This is a genomic window from Acetivibrio ethanolgignens, assembly GCF_001461035.1.
Taxonomy (GTDB): Bacteria; Bacillota; Clostridia; order Lachnospirales; family Lachnospiraceae; genus Velocimicrobium; species Velocimicrobium ethanolgignens.
Window position 1 is genome coordinate 1 of sequence record NZ_LNAM01000068.1, and the last position, 21,128, is coordinate 21,128.

Sequence of the window (21,128 nt, forward strand, 5' to 3'; positions counted from 1 at the left end):
TTTTACTACGATACTGCCAGATGGAAATACTACAAATCACTGGTAGAGTCTACGAAGTACACAGTACCAAAGGACAGCTCTATCACAATAACAGTAAGATACGCTGCCAGAGTTCCATACGTGCAGCTGATGTACACAGCTACAAAAAGCGAAAACGAAGAGATTAGTTACACGCTGACTGACAGTCGTTTAGGTGCAACAGATGAGCGTTACTGCCCTGGTGAAACTGTGACTGTTAATTTTCCAACGAGAGCAGCAGACGGTACGGCTTACACTTACGGCTACGGAAGTTCAGGTAGTGTCGCGGGTTACGGAGGAGCAACCGATAATGGATGGACAATAAGTAGCCTGCCAATTGCTAGCACCGACGCCTCTGCTAGAACGAAACTAACACTGGTATGCCCGGAGGAGCCTTTATACGCTGTAGGTGTTTACGGTGAAATTGAGATACCAAAAGTAGACCCGACACCTAACTACGATTCAACAAAAGGTTCTGCAGCAATTAATCAGAACTTTAATTATGAGATAAGGGTTATTTTTATAATTTAATTGTGATTAATGCTTTTTTTGTGGTAAAATAAACTTATATGGGTCATTGTTGAAAATTATTATTTTGAAAGGATGTGCAGACATGTCCGACGATACAAAATGGCAGTTTGAACTTGAAGAATATATACGGCAGGGTGAACCGGATCAGATTGAAAAAAGTGAAGCATGGCAGACAGCTATCGGCTTACAGGCTGTAGATGGATTGAAAACGTCTGCATATCTGCTGGATACTGCTAAGGAGCATATTGAGGGTAAAATCAATATTGATGAAGCTCAGAAAAAAATTCAGAGTTATTATGAAGAACGTGGATCGCATACAGAAATAGAAGATGGGACGAAGGAAGCTGATATCGTATCTACAAGAATTGCAAAGCTTCTGGGTGAAAAAACATTTCAGTTTTCACCGGCTGAATGGTTATCTATTCATCGTCGTCTCTTTGAAGGTGTATTTGAACATGCCGGACAGATTAGGAAATATAACATCACTAAGAAAGAATGGGTGTTGAAGGGCGAAACGGTTATTTATTCATCATGGAACAGTATCAAAGAGACTTTAGATTACGATTTTAGCACAGAAAAACGGTTTTCTTATGAAGGATTGTCACTGGAAGAATCTGTAAAGCATCTTGCAAAATTTGCTTCTGATATTTGGCAGATTCATCCATTCTGTGAGGGAAATACAAGAGCAACAGCGGTATTTATGATTAAATACATGAAATCCTTTGGTTTTGATGTAAATAACGATGCGTTTGAAAATCATTCCTGGTATTTTAGAAATGCGTTGGTTAGAGCAAATTATAATGATTTGAAAAATGGTGTACATGCAACAACTAAATTCTTGGAGCAGTTTTTTAGCAATTTGCTGATGGGAACGACATATGAGCTTAAGAATCGATATATGCATGTGGACTATGTAGAACAAAGAAATATTAATTCTCAAAGTGCAATTAATGAAATTTCAAAGTGCAAAAATTGCACTTTAGAAGAACTGGCAATTCTTAAAATTATGGCTGAGAATCCGAGCATAACACAAAGAGGATTAGCAGAAAAGCTTGGAAAATCAGAACGAACCATTAAGAGTAAGGTGCTGCTATTGCAGGAAAAAAATTATGTTCGTCGTGTGAATGGTAAGAGATATGGAAAATGGGAAGTTTTAGTTGAACTGTTTTTGGTTGCCTTGCAAAACAGAAAATGGTATACTTAAGAGCAGACTAAAAACAGAAAGGATGAAGCACTATGTACTGTGTAAAAGAGATACAAAAGGATTTATATTGGGTGGGAGGTACTGACCGCCGGCTGGCTCTTTTTGAAAATGCATTTCCGATTCCGAATGGAATTTCTTATAACTCATATGTATTATTAGATGAAAAAAATGTACTTTTTGATACTGTTGACCGAGCAATCAGCGGACAGTTTTTTGACAACCTGGAATATGTTCTGGGAGAGAGAGAGCTTGACTATCTGGTGATTAATCACATGGAGCCGGATCATTGTGCAACGATAGGTGAGGTAATCCGCCGGTATCCAAAGGTACAGCTGGTATGTAACCAGAAGACTGTGCCACTCTTAAAGCAGTTCTTTGATTTTTCGGTGGAGGAGAAGCTCGTGTTAGTAAAAGAAGGAGATACTCTTTCTACCGGACATCATGAGCTTACCTTTGTTATGGCAGCAATGGTACACTGGCCGGAGGTTATGGTGACCTATGATAAAACAGACAAGATTTTATTCTCTGCCGATGCTTTTGGAACCTTTGGTGCAATGAATGGCAATCTCTTTGCGGATGAGGTGAATTTTGAGACTGAATGGCTTTCGGATGCCAGAAGATATTATACTAATATTGTTGGAAAATACGGTGTTCAGGTACAGGCTCTGCTAAAAAAAGCTGAGACCTTAGAGATTAAGCTTCTCTGCTCGTTACATGGACCGGTGTGGAGAAAAAATATTGGCTGGTTTGTAGAGAAGTACCAGAAATGGAGCAGCTACACTCCAGAAGAGAATGCTGTTATGATTGCTTATGGTTCTATTTATGGACATACGGAAAATATGGCAAATATTCTTGCCTGCTGCCTGGCAGATGAGGGTGTGAAAAATGTTAAGGTATACGATGTATCCGCAACTCATCCGTCCTATCTGGTATCAGAAGCCTTCCGTTGCAGCCATCTGGTATTTGCTTCTGTGACCTATAACAGTGGTTTGTTCAGCAATATGGAGCATCTGCTTTTAGAGCTTAAGGCACATAATTTACAAAACCGGACCATTGCACTGATGGAAAATGGAAGCTGGGGTCCGGCGGCAGTACGGAAAATGGCAGAAATTCTTGATAGTATGAAAAATATAGAGCTTTTAGAGCAGAAGGTAGCAGTGAAGTCTTCGGTAAAGGATGCACAGGCAGAAGAAATCAAGGCCTTGGCAAAGGAGATGGCAAGGGCTGTAAAGGGAAATTAGAGCATGAGAAAATTAGCATTAAGTGATGAAATATTATTAACCATTGAAAAGCCGGCACGTTATATCGGTAATGAGGTAAATGCTGTATATAAGGATAAGGCTGCGATTGATATCCGATTTTGCATGTGTTTTCCAGATGTATATGAAATAGGTATGTCTCATCTTGGAATTCAGATTTTATATGATATGCTCAACCGCCGGGAGGATGTCTGGTGCGAGAGAGTATATTCCCCATGGGTGGACTTGGACAAGGCTATGCGGGAAGAGGATATTCCTCTATTTGCACTGGAATCCCAGGATGCGGTAAAAGACTTTGATTTCCTGGGGATTACGATTCAATATGAAATGTGCTATACCAATATTTTGCAGGTTTTAGATTTGGCTAAAATCCCTCTTTATGCCAGAGACAGAGGTGAGGATGTTCCAATTGTCATCGGAGGCGGTCCTTGTGTCTATAATCCGGAGCCGATTGCCGACTTCTTTGATATCTTTTATATCGGTGAGGGTGAAACCGTCTATGATGAGCTTTTGGATGCCTATAAGAAAAATAAAAGAAAGGGCGGAAACCGCTGGGACTTCCTGGAAATGGCAGCTCAGATTGAAGGCTTGTATGTACCGCAGCTTTATGAGGTTTCCTATCATAGGGATGGTACGATAGCCTCCTTTGGCCCAATTAATGAGCATGCTCCTGCAATTATAAAAAAGCAGGTTGAGATGAATATGAGTCATACGGTATATCCGGAAAAGCCGCTGGTGCCTCTTACGAAGGTAACCCAGGACAGAGTTGTACTGGAGATACAAAGAGGCTGTATCCGTGGCTGCCGTTTCTGCCAGGCCGGTATGATTTACCGTCCGATTCGGGAACGGGATTTGGAATTTTTAAAGGACAGAGCCTATAAGATGCTGAAGGCAACAGGACATGAGGAGATTTCCTTAAGCTCTCTAAGCTCCAGCGACTATAGTCATCTGCAGGATTTGGTGTACTTTTTGATTGATGAGTTTGGATCCAAAGGGGTCAATATCTCTCTTCCTTCCCTTAGAATCGATGCCTTTGCCCTGGATGTTATGAGCAAGGTACAGGATGTCCGAAAGAGCAGTCTGACCTTTGCACCGGAGGCAGGCTCTCAGCGGCTTCGTGATGTTATCAATAAAGGACTTACCGAGGAGATTATATTAAAGGGTGCAATGGAGGCCTTCCAGGGCGGCTGGAATCGTGTAAAGCTTTATTTCATGCTGGGGCTTCCAACGGAAACAGAGGAGGATATTGAAGGTATTGCGATACTTTCTGATAAAATTGCAAGGGAATATTATACCATTCCAAAGGATCAGAGAAATGGAAAGGTACAGATTGTTTCCAGTACCTCCTTCTTTGTACCAAAGCCATTTACACCATTTCAGTGGACAAGAATGGCTACCGGTGAAGAATTTTTAGAAAAGCAGCGTTTTTTAAATGGAAAAATGCGGGAGCAGTTAAATGCCAAGAGTATTAAATACAACTGGCATGAGGCAGAGACCACAACCTTAGAGGGAATTTTAGCCCGTGGAGACAGAAAGCTTTCCAAGGTTATTTATGATGCTTATCAGGATGGCTGCATTTACGATGCCTGGTCCGAGTATTTTGATTATGAAAAGTGGATGAAGCACCTGGAGGAAAATGGTATTGACTATACCTTCTATACCAGTAGAGAGAGAGACAGGGAAGAAATTCTTCCTTGGGACTTTATCGATGTCGGTGTGACCAAGAGCTTTTTGTGGCGGGAATATGAGCAGGCGAAAAAGGAAACCGTTACGCCAAACTGCCGCCAGAGATGTGCCGGCTGTGGTGCCATGAGCTTTGGCGGTGGTGTCTGCTTTGAATCCAGAAAGGAGGCTCGGTAAATGATAAAGGCAAGAGTAAAATTTAATAAGACCGGAACAATGAAATTTATCGGCCATCTGGATGTTATGCGGTATTTTCAGAAGGCTATCCGCCGGGCTGCGATAGATGTAGCTTATTCCCAGGGCTTTAGCCCTCATCAGCTTTTATCCTTTGCCTCTCCGCTGGGCGTAGGACTCACCAGTGATGCAGAGTATATGGATATTCAGTTAAACTCTTTAACCTCAACAGAGGACATGAAATACAGTCTGAATGAGGTTATGAGTGAGGAGCTTCAGGTTTTGGAGGTAAAGGTACTTCCGGAGGCTAGTAAAACAGCTATGTCAATACTGGCGGCAGCGGATTACCAGGTGTCCTTAAAGGATGGCTATAGCCAGATACCTGATTTTGAAAAATGTTTTCAGAAATTTTTGGCTCAGGAGAGCATTATTATTACTAAGAAAACAAAAAAAGGTGAGACTGAAATGGATTTAAAGGCTTATATTTATAAAGCAGCCTTTAGCCGGGCAGAATTTTATGGAAAACCGGAGCATATGCTTCCTAGCACTGTGGCCGAATCCTATGAAAATGGACAGAGGGTTTATTTGCAGCTGACTTGCGGAAGTGTTGTTAATATTAAGCCTGAGCAGGTAATGGAAGCCTTTTTCGAATATCTGGGACAGGAGTTCAACCGTTTTGCATGGCAGCTTCACCGGATGGAGCTTTATACGGATACGAACGCCTTGAAAGGGGAAGCAAATCCAAACGGCTGCGGAAAGGAACGGCATTTAGTGCCTTTATGTGAATATGGAGAAAACTAAGCTTTTGATTACGGAGCTTAAGCAGGGCATTGTTTCTGCTTATTATGAAAAAGACCGTATGGTGCAGGTAAATATTGAGCCGGCACAGGCAGAAAGTGTTTTAGGAAATATTTATCTGGGACAGGTTAAAAATATCGTAAAAAATATCAATGCAGCCTTTGTAGAGTATGAAAAGGGAAAGATGTGCTATCTTTCCCTGAAGGATACGGAAGGGGCTGTATTTGCCAATCCGAAAAGAAATACAAAAATCTGTGAAGGCGATACGGTTATTATTCAGATTTCTAAGGAAGATGTAAAGACTAAGGCTCCGGTAGCTACTGTGTTTATTTGTTTTACCGGAAAGTATCTTGTATTAACCCATGGAAAAACAAACCTTTCCGTATCAGGAAAGATTTCTGCAGAGGAGGAAAGGGAGCGGTTAAAAAGCATTTTAAGGCCTTATCAGAAGGAAACATACGGAATTATTATACGAACCAATGCCCAGGGGGCTGAGGAAAAGTCCCTGCTTCAGGAGCTGAGGATTTTAGATAGCCTTTATCAGAATATTATGGAGTTTGGGGTTCATAAGGGAAGGCATGCTCTTTTATACAAGGCTCCGGCGAATTTCCTGTGTAGCATCCGGGATGGGCAGGCGGCAGCTCTTTCGGAAATCGTTACTGATAAGAAAGAGCTATACCAGCAGATTCGAGAATACTTAAACTGCTATCAGGCAGAGGACTTGGAGAAGCTTCGGCTTTATGAGGATGAAACGACGGATTTAAACAGGCTTTACGGCATTGAAACGAGTCTTTCAAAGGTAGTAGCAAAGCAGGTATGGCTAAAGTCAGGAGGAACCCTTGTTATAGAACCGACAGAGGCTCTTACGGTAATTGATGTAAATACCGGCAAGGCAATTAAGGGAAACAAAAAGGTACAGGAGACCTTTTTTAAGGTGAACTTAGAGGCGGCAAAGGAAATTGCTTTCCAGCTGCGTCTTCGTAATCTTTCCGGAATTATTATTGTAGATTTTATTGACCTTGATTCCGAGGAGCATAAAAAGGAGCTATTAAGAGCTTTGAAGGAATATTTAAAGGAAGATCCACTAAAGGCCGTTGTAGTGGATATGACCCCTTTGGGTCTGGTAGAGATTACACGGAAAAAGCTTCGGAAGCCTTTACATGAACAGCTACATCATTTATAATAAGATTGGAATAAATTCTAAATGGAGGTTGGAGCTATGAGAGTAAAAGTTATTATGATGCCTTTAAAAAATGTACAGTGTATTTCCCTGAACCAGACGATTGGGGAAGCGATGGAGCTGATTGATGAACATAAGCTTTTATCTATGCCGGTGGTAGATGGAAAGAAATTTATCGGTGTATTGTCAAAGCAGCATACTTATGAAAGCTTTTTTAAAGACTATGACTGTACAAAGGAAGAATTTCTGAATCATCCGGTTAGTGAAATGATGAAAAGTAAGGTGGATACTGTCAGCAAGGATACCAGAATTGAGGATGCAGCTGCTCAGTTTATTTCCTCTAAGGTGCGCTTTATTCCGGTTACCGACGAAAAGGAAAATCTGGAGGGCATTATTACCCAGCAGGCTATTTTTAAGGAATATCAGAAGCTGTTCGGTACAAAGCATAACTCCATAACCATTCTATGTAATGATTACAAGGGTGTTTTAAGCAGGATGACTGATGTTATTGCCAAGGCTGGTGGAAATATCAAGAACCTCGTACAGGTAGATACAGAGATTATGGGACTTCAGGAGATTCATATCCGTATTGAGGCTGAGGATTTTAAAGAGGTAGTGGCAGCTTTGGAGAGAAATAAATTTGATATCAGAGATATAAAATATGTAAAATGAAAACAGGGGCAATTATTCTGGCAGCTGGGCATAAGAGCAGTATAAGTGTTTTTCAGCCCATGCTGCCTGTGGGAAATACAACCGTCATCAAACGGATTATTCTGACCCTGAAGCAGTCCGGGACAGAACCGATTGTGGTGATTACCGGAAGAGAGGCAAAGGAGCTGGAAAAGCATATTTCCAAGCAGCAGGTCATCTGCCTTCAGAATAAAGACTATGAAAACACGCAGATGTTTGACAGTATCTGTATGGGGCTAAAGTATATTGAGGATTTGTGTGACCGGGTACTGTTTCTTCCGGCAAAGTTTCCAAAGCTTCTGCCGGAGACGATAAAGAGGATTATGGCCAGCGAAAAAAAGGTGGCCTGTCCGGTCTACAATGGTAGACGAGGTCATCCGGTATTGATAGATAGGGAACTGATTCCTGTAATTATTTCCTATTCCGGGGAACGGGGTCTTCGGGGAGCCTTACGGCAGCCCCAGATAGAAGCCTTCGTGGAGGAGGTTCCTATAACGGATAAGGGAATTATCGAAGCAGTAGAAAGCGACGAGGATACAGCCTCTTATAGTCCTTTAGAGCAGCTTGCTCTGCATCCGTCTGTGAAGCTGTATCTGGAGCGTGATGAGGTCTTTTTTGGACCGGGCATTGCACAGTTTCTGAAGCTGATTGATCATACCGGCTCCATGCAGTCGGCCTGCAGGCAGATGAATATGTCCTATTCCAAGGGCTGGAAAATTATGAAAACAGCAGAAAAGCAGCTTGGATATCCACTTTTGCTTACCCAATCCGGTGGAGCAGAAGGCGGCTTTTCAGAGCTGACACCAAAGGCCAGAGATTTTCTGGAACGCTTTGTAAAAATGGAGCAGGAAGTAAAGGAAAAAACAGAAGAATTGTTTTATAAATATTTTGAAAATAAGTATTGACAAATACCTCGCTATGTGTTTAAATATTTTTGTATGCCGCACAGCGAGGTATAAGTTTGTCCATTTTTAGGGCAGCACCACAGCTGGCGAGTAATGATAATAGGAGGTGCCATATGTACGCAATTATTGCAACAGGTGGTAAACAGTACAAAGTAGCCGAAGGCGATATCATTAGAGTAGAAAAGCTTGGAGTAGAAGCTGGTCAGACTGTTACTTTCGACCAAGTTCTTGTTGTAAGCGACAGCGAAGTTAAGGTTGGTAATCCAACTGTTTCCGGAGCAACTGTTACAGCAACCGTTGTCAAGGAAGGCAAGGCTAAGAAGGTTATCGTTTACAGATACAAGAGAAAATCTGGTTATCACAAGAAGAACGGTCATAGACAGCAGTTTACTCAGGTAAAGATCGAAAAAATCAACGCATAATATGATTGAGATAACCTTGAGAAAATCAGAAACAGGTATTTATAACGGTTTCCTCGTAGAGGGACATGCCGGATTTGATGAATACGGAAGAGACATTATCTGTGCCGCAGTATCCGCCATGGTTATAAATACGATTAATTCTATCGAAGCCTTTACAGAGGACGCTTTTGAAGCTGATATGGCGGAGGATGGCGGCAGGATAGAATTTAAGATGGTTTCCGATATAAGCAAGGAAACGGAGCTTTTACTGAATTCACTGGTGCTTGGCTTACAAGGCATAGAGACTCAGTACGGAAACCAGTTCATCAAATTACTTTAATTAAGACTCGAGGAGGTGCAAGGTCATGTTAAATATGAATCTTCAATTTTTTGCTCATAAAAAGGGAGTTGGTTCTACTAAGAACGGTAGAGATTCCGAGTCCAAGAGATTAGGTGCAAAACGAGCTGACGGACAGTTTGTTTTAGCTGGAAATATCCTTTATAGACAGCGTGGAACTAAGATTCACCCAGGTGTTAACGTAGGACGCGGTGGTGACGATACCTTATTCGCATTAGTTGACGGTGTTCTGAGATTTGAAAGAAAGGGTAGAGATAAGAAGCAGGCTTCTGTATACCCAGTTGAAGCAAAATAATTCGTAACGTTTGAACGTAAAAGAGGCTGTTTTGTAACAGTCTCTTTTTTAACTAAGGAAGCTGGTTTGCGTTCGCACTGCATCCGCAAACCCGATTGTACATGAAAGCAGTGCGGAAAAGAGGATAATATATGTTCGCAGATAGTGCAAAAATATATATCCGCTCTGGCAAGGGTGGAGATGGTCATGTCAGCTTCCGTCGAGAGCTGTATGTACCAGCAGGCGGTCCTGACGGCGGTGACGGCGGCAGAGGCGGCAACTTGATTTTTGAAGTAGATGAGGGATTAAACACCCTCAATGATTTCCGGCATATCCGGAAGTACTGTGCCGGTGATGGACAGCCTGGCGGCAAAAGACGCTGTCATGGTGCCAATGGTGCAGATTTGGTGGTAAAGGTACCACCAGGAACGATTATTAAGGATACAGAAACAGGTAAGGTTATTACCGATATGTCCTATGAGAACCGTAGAGAAGTGATTTTACGCGGCGGTAATGGCGGAAAAGGAAATATGAATTATGCAACCCCTACCATGCAGGTGCCAAAGTATGCTCAGCCGGGACAGCCGGCAAGGGAGATGTACGTTACCTTGGAGCTTAAAGTAATTGCGGATGTGGGACTGGTAGGCTTTCCGAATGTAGGTAAGTCTACATTATTATCCCGTGTTACCAACGCACAGCCCAAGATTGCAAATTATCACTTTACGACTCTGAATCCCAATCTAGGTGTTGTTGACCTTGAGGGGACGGATGGCTTTGTCATAGCTGATATTCCGGGCCTTATCGAAGGGGCATCGGAGGGTGTTGGACTGGGACATGAGTTTTTAAAGCATATTGAACGCACGAAAATGATTATTCATATGGTGGATGCTGCTTCTACAGAAGGCAGAGACCCTATTTCAGATATAAAAATTATTAATGAAGAGCTTAAAAATTACAATCCTAAGCTGGCTGAGCTTCCACAGGTTATTGGTGCTAATAAGTGCGATGTGTTTTATGGTACAGAAGAGGAAACGGTTATTACCCTGTTAAAAGAGGAATTTGAGCCTCAGGGAATTAAAGTTTTTCCGATTTCTGCAGTCAGTGGTGTCGGAGTAAAGGAAATGCTTTATTATGTGAAGGAAAAGCTTTCTGAGCTTCCGGACGAGCCAATCGTATTTAAAAGAGAGTATTTCCCTGAGGAGCCGGATTACACCAACGAGCCATATACGGTAGAGCAGGTTGAGGATGGTGTTTATGCAGTAGAAGGTCCTCGTATCGAGCGGATGTTAGGCTATACAAATCTGGATTCTGAAAAAGGCTTTGAGTTCTTCCAGAAATTTCTCCGGGAAAACAAGATTATTGAGGAGCTTGAAGAAAAGGGCATTCAGGAAGGTGATACTGTCCGGATGTATGGTCTTGAATTTGATTATTACAAATAGGAGATAAAAAAATGACAAGCAAGCAGAGAGCTTATTTAAAAGGCCTCGCCATGACAACGGAGCCTATTTTCCAGGTTGGGAAGGCAAGCCTTACACCGGAGCTTTTAAAGGCAATCCGGGAGGCATTAGAGGCAAGAGAGCTGATTAAAATCAGCGTATTAAAAAACTGTGCAGATGACCCACGGGAAATCGCAACGGTTATGGCAGAAAGGACCCAGTCTGAGGTTGTTCAGGTAATTGGTAAAAAAATTGTGCTTTACAAGGAATCAAAAAATAAAAAGAAAATTGTACTTCCATAAGGTTTAAATGACAGGGAGGTTGCGTATAATGCGAAAAATAGGAATTTTAGGAGGCACCTTCAATCCAATCCACAAGGGGCATATGACAATGGCTAAAAAAGCCTTAGAGCAGTTTGCCCTGGAGGAGGTCTGGTTTATGCCAAGCAAGCGTCCACCTCATAAGGATAACAGTCAGCTGGTTTCTGATGAAGAACGGAAGAATATGATTGCCCTTTCCATTGCCTGGGAGGACAAGTTTAAGCTTTCTGATATGGAGCTTCTGCGAGACGGAGTTACTTATACAGTGGATACCTTAAAACAGCTGAAAACAGAATATCCAGAAGATGAATTCTATTTTATTTTGGGAGCTGATTCGCTGTATCAGATAGAGAACTGGAAGGAGCCGACGGAGATTATGAAATTGTCCCATATTCTGTGTGCTCCCCGTTATCCGAGTACACTTTTGGAGGACGAACTGCGACGGAGTAATTTGGAGGACAAATATGGATCGGATATCCATTTTATTAAAATGGATCCTATGCGTGTATCCTCAGAAAGTATTCGTGCTATGTTGAAATGTGGGCAGGAGGAAGCTGTTGATTATCTTCCAGAGCCTGTCTTTGACTATATTCATGAGCATAAGCTGTATCCGGCAATTGATAGGCAGGCGATACGGGAAAAGCTTCGCACAATCCTAAAGCCTTCCCGTTATCTTCACACCGTTGGGGTAGAGAATACGGCGGCTTGTCTGGCTATGCGGTATGGAGCTGATATGAATCTGGCTGCTTTGGCAGGCCTTCTGCATGATTGTGCTAAAAATCTTTCCAATGAAGAACTGTTGGCTGAAAGTCAGAAATATGGACTGGAAATCAGCGAGGTCGAGAAACGGCAGCCATTTTTGCTGCATGGAAAGCTGGGAGCTTTTTATGCAAAAAACAAATATGGAATTGATGAAGATGGTGTTCTGGATGCAATTACCTGGCACACAACAGGTCATCCTGGTATGAGTCTTTTGGAGGAGATTATTTTTATTGCAGACTATATTGAGCCTTCCAGAAGAGAAATTCCGGGTCTTTCAGAAATTCGCCGCCTGGTGTTTGTAAATCTTACAGAGGCAGTTTATCTTACTCTTAAGAATATACTGGAATATTTAAAAAATGATACCCACAGCGAATTGGATCCACATACCTATGAAACTTATTTATATTACAAAGAAAAGCTGGGAAAATAGCCTGCTTAGATAGGAGATTGTATGGAATCAAAGGAAATGGTAAAAATTGCTTATGCAGCTTTAGAGGACAAAAAGGCAGAGGATATCCGCGTTATCGAAATTAAGGATATTTCTATTATTGCAGATTATCTTATTATTGCAAACGGAAGTAATTCTTCTCAGGTACAGGCTCTTGTTGATAATGTAGATGAGAAGCTTTCAGAAGCTGGCGTATCTAACAAAAGAATTGAAGGAAGTAGAAATTCCAGCTGGATTTTAATGGATTATAATGATGTTATTGTACATGTATTTTCCAGAGAAGACCGGCTGTTCTATGACCTGGAACGAATCTGGAGAGATGGAAAGGATATTTCCAAAGAAGAGCTTGGTATTTAAGAAAGAATTTAATTGAAAAGCCATGGAGAAACTATATCGAATAGATACAGCCCCTCATGGCTTTTTGTATATCTTCTTATAGTTAGTTATATTGGCGGAATAAGCCGATAACCTTACCCAGAATATCGACCTGGTCTACAATGATAGGGTCCATGGTATCATTCTCTGGCTGCAGGCGGAAATGTCCATCTTCTTTATAATATGTCTTAACAGTAGCCGAGTCTTCAATCAAAGCAACAACCATGTCGCCATTATGAGCTGTCTGTTTTTTCTCAACAAGAACCTTATCACCATCAAAAATACCGCGATTAATCATACTATCTCCACGTACATTCAGCATAAACATCTCATTATTAGGAAGATCCTCTGCCAGAAGAGGGAAGTAGCCTTCGATATTTTCAACAGCGAGAATTGGCTGTCCAGCTGTTACCGTACCTACAATAGGAATATTGACAATCTCGCGGCGGGCAAGATTAAAGCCATCATCTACAATCTCAATCGCTCTTGGCTTGGTAGGATCACGGCGGATATAGCCATTCTTTTCCAATGTCTCTAAGTGAGAGTGGACAGAGGAAGTTGATTTTAATTTAACTGCTTCACAAATCTCACGAACTGCTGGCGGATAACCGCGGTTAATAATCTGAGATTTTATGTATTCTAAAATTTCTTTCTGCTTAGGAGTAATTTTTCCATATCCCATAAAGCTGCCTCCATTCGTCTTCTATTACTACTATCAATATTATAACATATGTTCGGCGAGGATGTCAAACGAATGTTCGTAAATTCTTCTTGACAAACGAATAAATGTTCTGTATAATCAGGGTATAAACAAATGTTCGTATCATATGTTTGGTTTTTGGGAGGTATTATTTATGGATAAAAAAGTGAAAAGCAGACAGGTTTTATATTTGAGTTATGTAGTGGTGGTTACGATTATTTTAGCTTTTTTTATTGCCTGCATGGGCAGCTCATTAAAAGCAAGGGCAGTTACGGAGTCCCATAGAAGTAAAAAGGTAGTTTCTGTTATTTGTGTAAAGGAAGGAGATACCCTCTGGAGTATAGCAACTGATTTTTATACCGAAGATTACAGGGACATTAATGAGCTCGTAAAAGAGATTGAAAAATGTAATGGTATTTCAGAACACATTCGTATTGGCCAGAACCTTTATATTCCACATTATAAGCAAATATGATGCTAATTTACATAAGCCTGCTGTAAATATGTCTATTTTTTGAATTTTATGACACAGTTTTAACACTTTTTGTAAATAAGATATAATCGTGAGATTTAGAAAGAAGATTTTTATATTTACAAAGGTGGTATTCGATGACAAGAGGACAAAGAACAGCATGGAAAGTATTTAACAACGGTGAGTTTTACAAAAGACAGAGTTTTTTTAACCGGCTTATGGCAGCATTTCTTATCTGCCTTTTATTGGTAGGTTTATTGCCTGCCACAGCCCAGGCCACGACTCTTACTCTTAAATATAATGGCAAAAAAACAGCTTATATCGGTGCTCAGACGAAGATAACCCTGGATGGCAAAAATGTGAATTTGAAAGAAACCCCGGGAATTCTTCTTAACAGCACCAATATGGTTTCTTACTATGATGTTTTCCGAAGTGGATTAAAGGCAGATACCTCTTATGATTCATCTTCAGGGAAATTGACTATCAGCTATTATAATAATACGATAGAGATGACAAAGGGAAGTAAAACTGCTTATGTCAATGGTAAGAAAAAGACCATGGATGTTGCTCCAACAGCCGTTTATTTTTACTCAATTAAAAAAACTAAAATTTATGTGCCGGCAGGCTTTGTAGCAGAAGCTTTGGGTTGCTCCTATACATGGAATAATGGTCTTCGGACAGGACAGATTACCAGCCCATATGTTATTAATATGGATGGTGAATGGATTGCCTATACAGGAACGAAAGGAAAGGTCACATATAACAACAAAACAGTCAATGTGTCCGGCTGCCCAAGTATTATTAAGGATAATACTGTACTTCTTTCAGCTACCAAGGTTTTCAAAAACGGTTTAGGTGCAGATTATATTTATGACAGCAAGACAAAACAGATTACAATTTCCCAAAATAATGTTCAGATTATTATGGAAAAAGGAAGCTGTGAAGCTACAGTAAATGGTGTACCACATACCTTAGCTACAGCTCCAAGAGTTATTAAGATCAAGTCAACAGGAAAGAGCTATGTTATGGTTCCTGGAGAGTTTGTAGCTTCTAGTCTTGGTTATTCCTATAAGTGGAATTCTTCTACAGGAACTTCTATGATTACTAAGAAGAATGAGGTTTTCTTTCAGCACTTTTGGGATGGAGATGCGATTGGCGTTTCTCTGGAGACTAATATGATAAATACCTTGAAGGCTCAGACCAATAATATGTCTGACCAGCTTGTAATAGACACTAGATATGAGGTTGCACCTGTAGTTACGCAGGATTTAGCAAATTCCTGTTTTTATATTGATATTCCAGATATATATAGCGGTATTGAGGCAGTCCAGGAGGTTATTTCTAAGGGAAATTACATAACTGAGGTTTTACTTACTCCTGAAGAATCCAGTGTGCGTCTTACTGTTTATGTAAAGCCAGATTGTAGCTATTATACTATGACATCAGACACGACAATGACTCTGGTTATTTGTGAATCTGGTAATGTAAACACAACCTATCAGATGAAAATACCGGTTACTCCTGAGATATCCTTCAAGGATATTAAAACAGAGGATCACTATGAAAACAATTATTTTAATATTATAATACCAGGAGACATTACAGCTTACCTTGCAGCTAATCCAATTGTATTTAACAGTGAGGAGATTTTAGAGGTTACTTATGCTATAAATACGGCTGGTAATACAGTAATCACGATAAAGACCTATGATCTTTGTGGTTTTAAACTGCAGGAGGGGGATGGATTTATCGGAGTAACGATAGGCTCTCCTTCGGAAATTTACAAGAATATTATTGTATTAGATGCCGGACATGGTGGTAGTGACCCAGGAGCGATGAATGGTGAAGCAAATGAGAAGGACTTGGCTCTTTCTATTATTTATGATGCGGCAGAACAATATTTCAATAGTCCAGATTCTCCGGTAAAAGCTTATTGGACCAGAAAAGATGATAGGAAAATAGAGTTGAATGATAGAGCTGCCTTTGCAGATAAAGTAGAAGCGGATTTCTTCATCAGTCTGCATATGAATTCGACTACCAGTAAATCAGCTAAGGGAATGGAAGTGTTATATGCTAGTAAAAATACAAATTATTTAGAAGAAGCCAGCAGTAAAACAATAGCGAAGCATTATGCTGATTATTTGATTGAGACCTTAGGTATGACCGGAAGAACCTATACGACAGTAGACCGGCCAAATTTAATCGTTCTTTATAAGAATACAGTTCCGGCAATACTAATTGAGTTGGGATTTATGTCTAATGCTTCTGACTTTAAAAAAATGGCAGATCCGGAATTTCAGGATATGGCAGCTAAGGCTATTTATGATGCGACGGTAGCCTTGTTTGAGGATTACCCGACAGGCAGATAAGACAGACAAAATAAAAGGCGGGATGAATAGAATATGAAAAGAATTAGTTTAAAAAAATGGATATTGATGTGTTTATTGATGACTTTTTTTGTTGGAGAAGCAGTTATTTCCCAGGCAGCTACAGATAAAAAGGCTCCTAAGATTACCTATTCATTTAGTACGAAAAAAGTAACAAATGGTACGGTAAAAATAACAATCAAGGTAACTGATTCCTCTCAAATAAGCAGTGTAAAATGGGCTTCTGGTTCGCAGAAGGCAGCTTATTTTAAAGAAAAGGGTAAAAAGCTTACCCTAAAAAAATCAACAGCTTCTGTTACCGTAAAAAAGAATGGTACCTATACTTTTTACGCTAAAGATAGTGCGGGTAATACAGCTGTGAAAAAAGTCACAGTTAAGAATATTGATACCGTACTTCCTTTAATCGAGGCTGTTCCAAGTAAAACAGAGTATACCAACAAGTCAGTTAAGCTGAAGGTTACTGTTTCAGATGCTGATTCAGGTATAAAAGAGGTAAAATATTTAAGTGGTAAGAAAACTCTGGAAGAAGTAGCTGTTTCTGGAAAACCGCTTACCTTAAAGGAAGGAACTGGAAGTATTACAGTTAAGAAAAATGGTAGCTATTCCATTGCGGTATGGGATCAGGCCGGTAACAATGTGTTGATTACCAGTACAATTAAAAATATTGATACTACAGAACCGGTATTAACTGCTTCTTACAATGTAATGGAGCAAAAAGCAACAGTAAGCGTTAATAGCGAGGATGAAGTCTCCAGTATACAGAGTATAAAATATTATAAGGGGAATTTAGCTGTAGATTCTGAAGAATGGAATACTGACAGTGCAATTACCGTAGAAGATAACCAGTTTGCCATATCAGAAAGCGGAGATTACACCATTTTGGCAGAAGATGTTGCTGGTAATAAAACTGTATTTCCGCTGGAAGTACAGTTGGAATTCCGGGCTGTATGGATTTCTTATCTTGAGTTTTCAAAAAATGGATATACAGAAGAGGAATTTAAAGCTCATATAGATGAGATGTACGATAATTGTGTTGAAGATAATATGAATGCTGTTGTTGTCCAGGTACGGCCTCTGGGTGACGCTTTCTATCCATCGAAATATTTTCCGTGGTCCGTGTATGTATCAGGAGAACAGGGAAAGAATCCTGGCTATGACCCATTAAAGTATATGGTAGATGCCGCTCATGAAAGAGGCTTGGCTTTTCATGCATGGATTAACCCATATCGTATTACTTTAACAGGAACAAAGGTATCTGCTTTGTCTGAGGACAATCCGGCGAGAAAGTGGAGAGAAGATGAGAGTACAGAACGAAATGTTCTAACTTATGATGGAAAGCTTTATTATAATCCAGCAAGCAAACAGGCTCAGATGCTGATTGTTAATGGCGTAAAGGAAATTGTAACAAATTATGATGTAGATGGTATTCATTTTGATGATTACTTTTATCCGAATTTGGGGACATCCTACAAGAGTAATTTTGATGCTACCGAATATAAGGAATATAAAGCAGCGTGTGAGAAAAAGGGAGCTACTGTAAAAAATATAGTCGATTGGAGACGGGAAAATGTAAATACTTTAGTAGAGCAGATATATGCAGCTATTAAAGAAATTAATGAAAACTGCGTATTTGGTATCAGTCCAGCTGGCAATATGTCCAATCTTTATGCAGCTAACAACTATTATTCTGATGTAAAGCTTTGGATGAAATCGTCAAACTATATCGATTATATTTGTCCGCAGATTTATTGGAGCTTCCAGCACAAGACAGCTGCCTATGATAAGATGCTTAAGGAATGGCTTGATGCGAAAATAAGTGACACGGTGAATCTTTATGTTGGCTTGGCTGCCTATCGCGCAGGTATTTCAAAGTCAGAGGCTTCCAGTATAGGAGATCCTGAATGGGGCACCAGTAAGACAGTATTAAAGAGACAGGTACTAGAAGGCAGAAATTCCGGTATTGTTGATGGATTCATTTTATTCAGATATGATTATATAGTAGGTAAAAAAGCAGCAACAGAGATGAAAAACCTGGTAAGTATTTTAAATTAAAATATAAGTACATATAAATAAGTCCTCAATATTTCTTTCATTTTCAATATTGAGGACTTATTTTATTTTTGTTTTTTTCTCTGATTTTTGGCATTTTGAAGTAGATTACGACTTTCTGCATCCTGTTTATCAGAAGCCTTGGCATATATATTGGTAGTCTGAATATTCTTATGATTTAGTTTCTTTTGAAGAAGTAGAATATTATTACCACTAGCTTCGTAAAAATCCATAGCAAAGGTACTTCGCAGCTTATGAGGTGATAATTCATCTGCTCTTTGAGGTACCGCTATATTCGCATATTTTTTTGTGAGTTTTTGAAGGGCACGAATACCGATGCGGTCACCCTTTAAGGTCGTAAATAAAGGGTCGTTTTCTGTAAGATTTTTAAATTTCTCTTTCTTTTCTTCCAGATATTCTTCTATAACCAAAGCAGTGTTGTCACTAAAATAGACAGGAAGAATATCGCCGCCTTTTCGAGTAACAATAACATTGCATTTTTCCAAATCCAAATCCTTAATATTGATTTGCTGCAACTCAGAGATACGGAGTCCGGTATCTAAAAGCAGAGAAAAAATTGCAGTATCCCTTTTTTTATACTTATCATGAAAAACAAGCTCACGATTTGTCATTCCATTACCGTATTCTACGGTATTTAAGAATTTGTCACGTTCATCATGCTCGAGATAAACCAGATTTTTCTCATTTAGCTTTACCTTTGAGGATGATGTAACAGGACTATATTCCAGAGCACGATTTTCGCATAAATAAGAAAAAAAGGCTGATAATGTAGCACGCTTTCTGGCTGTAGTCCGTGGTGCGTGGTTTAAGCTGTACCAGGATATAAAACGTGCAATATCATAGCTTTGCAGCTTTTTTAAATGCTCAATAGAGATATTCTTCATTTCTAAATCACAAAATTCCGGATGATTCTGAAGCAGCCATTGTAAAAAAAGCTGAATATCCCTGGCATATTCCAAACGTGTATTGGGACTGTAACCGGCATTGGTATTACAAATAAAATCATAGCAGAAATCAGGAAGCTGGTTTACGATATCTAATATTTTCTGTGAGTAATACGTGTTCGAAGCCATAAATATTCTCCTTAGTGATTAAAGTAACTATAAGTATAGTATAAATGATAGCTTAGAAAAAAGCAATAATAAATTCGTAAAACTTATATTTTGCGAACAAATATCTGTACTCTTTTTATATTTAGCTAGTCCAAATCTATCTTCTTTTCTCGCTGATAATCCGTTGCAGTTCTAAGAGCTCTGCATTGGAAAGCTCCTGGTTGCGGAGATATTCTGTAAAAAAATTATTTAAAGAACCATTATAAAACTTGTTGAGCAGAGCCTTGGTTTCGGTTTGCTGTACAGTTCGTTTTGATATAGCAGCCTTACACTGAAACCCGGGCTCTTCTCGAATGATTGCCCCCTTGTCAATCAATCTTTTAATCACAGTATACGTTGTGTTTTTTTCCCAGCCAATATATTCTTTGATAATTTTGGCAATGTCCTTTGCTGCTAATACCTTATTGGACCACAGCAGCTCCATAATGTTTAATTCACCCTCATGAAGTCTAACCTCTTTCAAAATACTGCTCCTCCAGTCTTTCTACAAACAAAGAACCCCTTAACTATGTCTGTAGAAAATATTATGTAAACAAATTCTACAACTTTAGTAGAAATTTGTCAAGTTTAAAATCAAAAATAAAAAGCCTATTAAAGTATACTACAAAAGTAGAATTTACTAAAATAAGCTTTTGAGGTATATAATTCAATTTCGAAAGTTGTTTAATAATGCTGTAAAATATGCAGGTAACGGAGCTTCAAATTCCATGTACTCTCCTGTCGTAGGATGTATAAATCCAAAAACTCTGGCGTGAAGAGCCTGTCCCTGTAAATGGAATTTTGATTTTACAGGACCATAGATTTCATCACCCAACAGAGGATGGGAAATGCTGGTCATATGCACACGAATCTGGTGGGTACGGCCTGTTTCCAAAGAACATTCAATGTGAGCATAGCCAGAGAAGTTTTCCAGTACACGGTAATGGGTTACTGCTTCTTTTCCGTTTTTATAGTTGATTGCCATTTTTTTTCTGTCAACTGGATGGCGGCCAATCGGTGCAGATACTGTGCCCTCTTCCTCCTTAAAGCTATTGTAAACAAGGGCATTATATTTTCTGGTAATGGAATGTATCTTTAACTGTTCTGCCAGAGAATTGTGAGCACGGTCATTTTTGCAGGCTATAATAAGTCCTGTGGTATCCTTGTCTATCCGGTGTACAATACCCGGGCGAAGGACACCATTGATACCAGATAAGTTTTCCTTACAGTGGTACATAAGAGCGTTTACCAGAGTACCGCTATAATGTCCTGGAGCCGGGTGAACGACCATATCCTTTGGTTTATTTACTAAAATTACATCAGCATCTTCATAAACAATATCCAGAGGAATATTTTCTGGCTCAATAGAGAGAATTTCCGGTTCTGGAACGAAAAGTTGTATCTGTTCGCCGGCCTGTGGCTTGTAATTGGCCTTTAGAGGCTTTCCCTGGCTGAAGGCCTGCCCATCCTTTATCAGCTTTTGAATATAACTTCGTGAAAAATCAGGGTATGCTTCGGCAATTAATTTGTCAATACGAAGGTCAGCCATAGCTTCTGATACCGTAATAGTAAGGATCTCGGAATGTATCATG

The 21,128-nt window shown here is 39.8% G+C and carries 22 protein-coding genes; 18 read left to right on the forward strand and 4 right to left on the reverse strand.

Annotated features, from left to right (window positions below; translation table 11 throughout):
• The 15 genes from ASU35_RS19645 to rsfS form a co-directional block, all read left to right on the forward strand.
• Positions 1–549: hypothetical protein (locus tag ASU35_RS19645; RefSeq protein WP_172794594.1), on the forward strand; the 549-nt coding region annotated here is incomplete at its 5' end.
• Positions 550–631: 82 nt separating this feature from the next.
• Positions 632–1,753, forward strand: a complete 1,122-nt coding sequence (locus tag ASU35_RS04165) for a Fic family protein (RefSeq protein WP_058351799.1) — start codon at positions 632–634, stop codon at positions 1,751–1,753.
• Positions 1,754–1,785: 32 nt separating this feature from the next.
• Positions 1,786–2,994 (forward strand): FprA family A-type flavoprotein, encoded by a 1,209-nt coding sequence (locus tag ASU35_RS04170; protein WP_058351800.1) that lies wholly within the window; start codon positions 1,786–1,788, stop codon positions 2,992–2,994.
• A 3-nt stretch (positions 2,995–2,997) separates the two neighbouring features.
• Positions 2,998–4,872: a TIGR03960 family B12-binding radical SAM protein gene (locus tag ASU35_RS04175; RefSeq protein WP_058351801.1), complete on the forward strand. Its 1,875-nt coding sequence runs from the start codon at positions 2,998–3,000 to the stop codon at positions 4,870–4,872.
• A complete protein-coding gene (locus ASU35_RS04180) occupies positions 4,873–5,670 on the forward strand; it encodes a TIGR03936 family radical SAM-associated protein (RefSeq protein WP_058351802.1) in 798 nt (265 codons plus the stop codon).
• Positions 5,657–6,850: a ribonuclease E/G gene (locus tag ASU35_RS04185; RefSeq protein WP_058351803.1), complete on the forward strand. Its 1,194-nt coding sequence runs from the start codon at positions 5,657–5,659 to the stop codon at positions 6,848–6,850. The genes ASU35_RS04180 and ASU35_RS04185 overlap by 14 nt, the downstream gene beginning before the upstream one ends.
• A 36-nt stretch (positions 6,851–6,886) precedes the next feature.
• Positions 6,887–7,519, forward strand: a complete 633-nt coding sequence (locus tag ASU35_RS04190; protein WP_058351804.1) for a CBS domain-containing protein — start codon at positions 6,887–6,889, stop codon at positions 7,517–7,519.
• Positions 7,516–8,442, forward strand: a complete 927-nt coding sequence (locus ASU35_RS04195) for an NTP transferase domain-containing protein (RefSeq protein WP_058351805.1) — start codon at positions 7,516–7,518, stop codon at positions 8,440–8,442. Before ASU35_RS04190 ends, ASU35_RS04195 begins: the two co-directional genes overlap by 4 nt.
• A 113-nt stretch (positions 8,443–8,555) precedes the next feature.
• Positions 8,556–8,864 (forward strand): 50S ribosomal protein L21, encoded by a 309-nt coding sequence (rplU, locus tag ASU35_RS04200; RefSeq protein ID WP_058351806.1) that lies wholly within the window; start codon positions 8,556–8,558, stop codon positions 8,862–8,864.
• Between the two features lies 1 nt (position 8,865).
• Positions 8,866–9,183, forward strand: a complete 318-nt coding sequence (locus ASU35_RS04205; protein WP_058351807.1) for a ribosomal-processing cysteine protease Prp — start codon at positions 8,866–8,868, stop codon at positions 9,181–9,183.
• 25 nt (positions 9,184–9,208) lie between these two features.
• Entirely contained in the window at positions 9,209–9,496 is a 288-nt protein-coding gene (rpmA, locus tag ASU35_RS04210) for a 50S ribosomal protein L27 (RefSeq protein ID WP_058351808.1), read from the forward strand.
• Positions 9,497–9,627: 131 nt separating this feature from the next.
• Positions 9,628–10,914 (forward strand): GTPase ObgE, encoded by a 1,287-nt coding sequence (obgE, locus tag ASU35_RS04215; RefSeq protein ID WP_058351809.1) that lies wholly within the window; start codon positions 9,628–9,630, stop codon positions 10,912–10,914.
• 11 nt (positions 10,915–10,925) lie between these two features.
• Entirely contained in the window at positions 10,926–11,213 is a 288-nt protein-coding gene (yhbY, locus tag ASU35_RS04220; RefSeq protein WP_058351810.1) for a ribosome assembly RNA-binding protein YhbY, read from the forward strand.
• A 28-nt stretch (positions 11,214–11,241) separates the two neighbouring features.
• Entirely contained in the window at positions 11,242–12,423 is a 1,182-nt protein-coding gene (nadD, locus tag ASU35_RS20570) for a nicotinate-nucleotide adenylyltransferase (RefSeq protein ID WP_341415990.1), read from the forward strand.
• A 21-nt stretch (positions 12,424–12,444) separates the two neighbouring features.
• Entirely contained in the window at positions 12,445–12,798 is a 354-nt protein-coding gene (gene rsfS, locus ASU35_RS04230; RefSeq protein WP_058351811.1) for a ribosome silencing factor, read from the forward strand.
• Between the two features lie 82 nt (positions 12,799–12,880).
• On the opposite strand, the gene lexA is transcribed toward rsfS, so the two are convergent.
• Positions 12,881–13,498: a transcriptional repressor LexA gene (gene lexA, locus ASU35_RS04235; RefSeq protein WP_058351812.1), complete on the reverse strand. Its 618-nt coding sequence runs from the start codon at positions 13,496–13,498 to the stop codon at positions 12,881–12,883.
• A gap of 172 nt (positions 13,499–13,670) precedes the next feature.
• Between lexA and ASU35_RS04240 the strand changes: the two genes are divergently transcribed.
• From ASU35_RS04240 to ASU35_RS04250, 3 genes are all read left to right on the forward strand, one after another.
• Complete coding sequence (locus tag ASU35_RS04240; RefSeq protein WP_058351813.1) at positions 13,671–13,991, forward strand: LysM peptidoglycan-binding domain-containing protein; 321 nt, start codon at positions 13,671–13,673, stop codon at positions 13,989–13,991.
• Positions 13,992–14,125: 134 nt separating this feature from the next.
• On the forward strand, positions 14,126–16,357 hold the full coding sequence (locus ASU35_RS04245; protein WP_058351814.1) for an N-acetylmuramoyl-L-alanine amidase: 2,232 nt from the start codon (positions 14,126–14,128) through the stop codon (positions 16,355–16,357).
• Between the two features lie 33 nt (positions 16,358–16,390).
• On the forward strand, positions 16,391–18,427 hold the full coding sequence (locus ASU35_RS04250; protein WP_058351815.1) for a glycoside hydrolase family 10-like protein: 2,037 nt from the start codon (positions 16,391–16,393) through the stop codon (positions 18,425–18,427).
• 62 nt (positions 18,428–18,489) lie between these two features.
• Here the strand turns inward: ASU35_RS04250 and ASU35_RS04255 are convergent, their stop codons facing one another.
• The 3 genes from ASU35_RS04255 to ASU35_RS04265 all read right to left on the reverse strand — a co-directional run bounded on the left by ASU35_RS04255 (position 18,490) and on the right by ASU35_RS04265 (position 21,127).
• Positions 18,490–19,518, reverse strand: coding sequence for a tyrosine-type recombinase/integrase (locus ASU35_RS04255; protein ID WP_058351816.1), 1,029 nt, complete (start codon positions 19,516–19,518; stop codon positions 18,490–18,492).
• 136 nt (positions 19,519–19,654) lie between these two features.
• Positions 19,655–20,020 carry a BlaI/MecI/CopY family transcriptional regulator gene (locus ASU35_RS04260; RefSeq protein ID WP_242861196.1) on the reverse strand — a complete coding sequence of 122 codons (366 nt, stop codon included), beginning with the start codon at positions 20,018–20,020 and terminating at the stop codon, positions 19,655–19,657.
• A gap of 183 nt (positions 20,021–20,203) precedes the next feature.
• Positions 20,204–21,127: an RluA family pseudouridine synthase gene (locus ASU35_RS04265; RefSeq protein ID WP_058351817.1), complete on the reverse strand. Its 924-nt coding sequence runs from the start codon at positions 21,125–21,127 to the stop codon at positions 20,204–20,206.
• Between the last annotated feature and the right edge of the window lies 1 nt (position 21,128).

Coding starts and splice junctions, on each gene's coding strand:
- rsfS (WP_058351811.1), top strand. CDS start 12,445: ATGGAATCAAAGGAAATGGTAAAAATTGCTTATGCAGCTTTAGAGGAC.
- lexA (WP_058351812.1), bottom strand. CDS start 13,498: ATGGGATATGGAAAAATTACTCCTAAGCAGAAAGAAATTTTAGAATAC.
- ASU35_RS04205 (WP_058351807.1), top strand. CDS start 8,866: ATGATTGAGATAACCTTGAGAAAATCAGAAACAGGTATTTATAACGGT.
- ASU35_RS04240 (WP_058351813.1), top strand. CDS start 13,671: ATGGATAAAAAAGTGAAAAGCAGACAGGTTTTATATTTGAGTTATGTA.
- obgE (WP_058351809.1), top strand. CDS start 9,628: ATGTTCGCAGATAGTGCAAAAATATATATCCGCTCTGGCAAGGGTGGA.
- ASU35_RS04180 (WP_058351802.1), top strand. CDS start 4,873: ATGATAAAGGCAAGAGTAAAATTTAATAAGACCGGAACAATGAAATTT.
- ASU35_RS04170 (WP_058351800.1), top strand. CDS start 1,786: ATGTACTGTGTAAAAGAGATACAAAAGGATTTATATTGGGTGGGAGGT.
- ASU35_RS04185 (WP_058351803.1), top strand. CDS start 5,657: ATGGAGAAAACTAAGCTTTTGATTACGGAGCTTAAGCAGGGCATTGTT.
- ASU35_RS04250 (WP_058351815.1), top strand. CDS start 16,391: ATGAAAAGAATTAGTTTAAAAAAATGGATATTGATGTGTTTATTGATG.
- ASU35_RS04165 (WP_058351799.1), top strand. CDS start 632: ATGTCCGACGATACAAAATGGCAGTTTGAACTTGAAGAATATATACGG.
- ASU35_RS04245 (WP_058351814.1), top strand. CDS start 14,126: ATGACAAGAGGACAAAGAACAGCATGGAAAGTATTTAACAACGGTGAG.
- nadD (WP_341415990.1), top strand. CDS start 11,242: ATGCGAAAAATAGGAATTTTAGGAGGCACCTTCAATCCAATCCACAAG.
- ASU35_RS04255 (WP_058351816.1), bottom strand. CDS start 19,518: ATGGCTTCGAACACGTATTACTCACAGAAAATATTAGATATCGTAAAC.
- yhbY (WP_058351810.1), top strand. CDS start 10,926: ATGACAAGCAAGCAGAGAGCTTATTTAAAAGGCCTCGCCATGACAACG.
- rpmA (WP_058351808.1), top strand. CDS start 9,209: ATGTTAAATATGAATCTTCAATTTTTTGCTCATAAAAAGGGAGTTGGT.
- ASU35_RS04265 (WP_058351817.1), bottom strand. CDS start 21,127: ATGATACATTCCGAGATCCTTACTATTACGGTATCAGAAGCTATGGCT.
- rplU (WP_058351806.1), top strand. CDS start 8,556: ATGTACGCAATTATTGCAACAGGTGGTAAACAGTACAAAGTAGCCGAA.
- ASU35_RS04195 (WP_058351805.1), top strand. CDS start 7,516: ATGAAAACAGGGGCAATTATTCTGGCAGCTGGGCATAAGAGCAGTATA.
- ASU35_RS04190 (WP_058351804.1), top strand. CDS start 6,887: ATGAGAGTAAAAGTTATTATGATGCCTTTAAAAAATGTACAGTGTATT.
- ASU35_RS04175 (WP_058351801.1), top strand. CDS start 2,998: ATGAGAAAATTAGCATTAAGTGATGAAATATTATTAACCATTGAAAAG.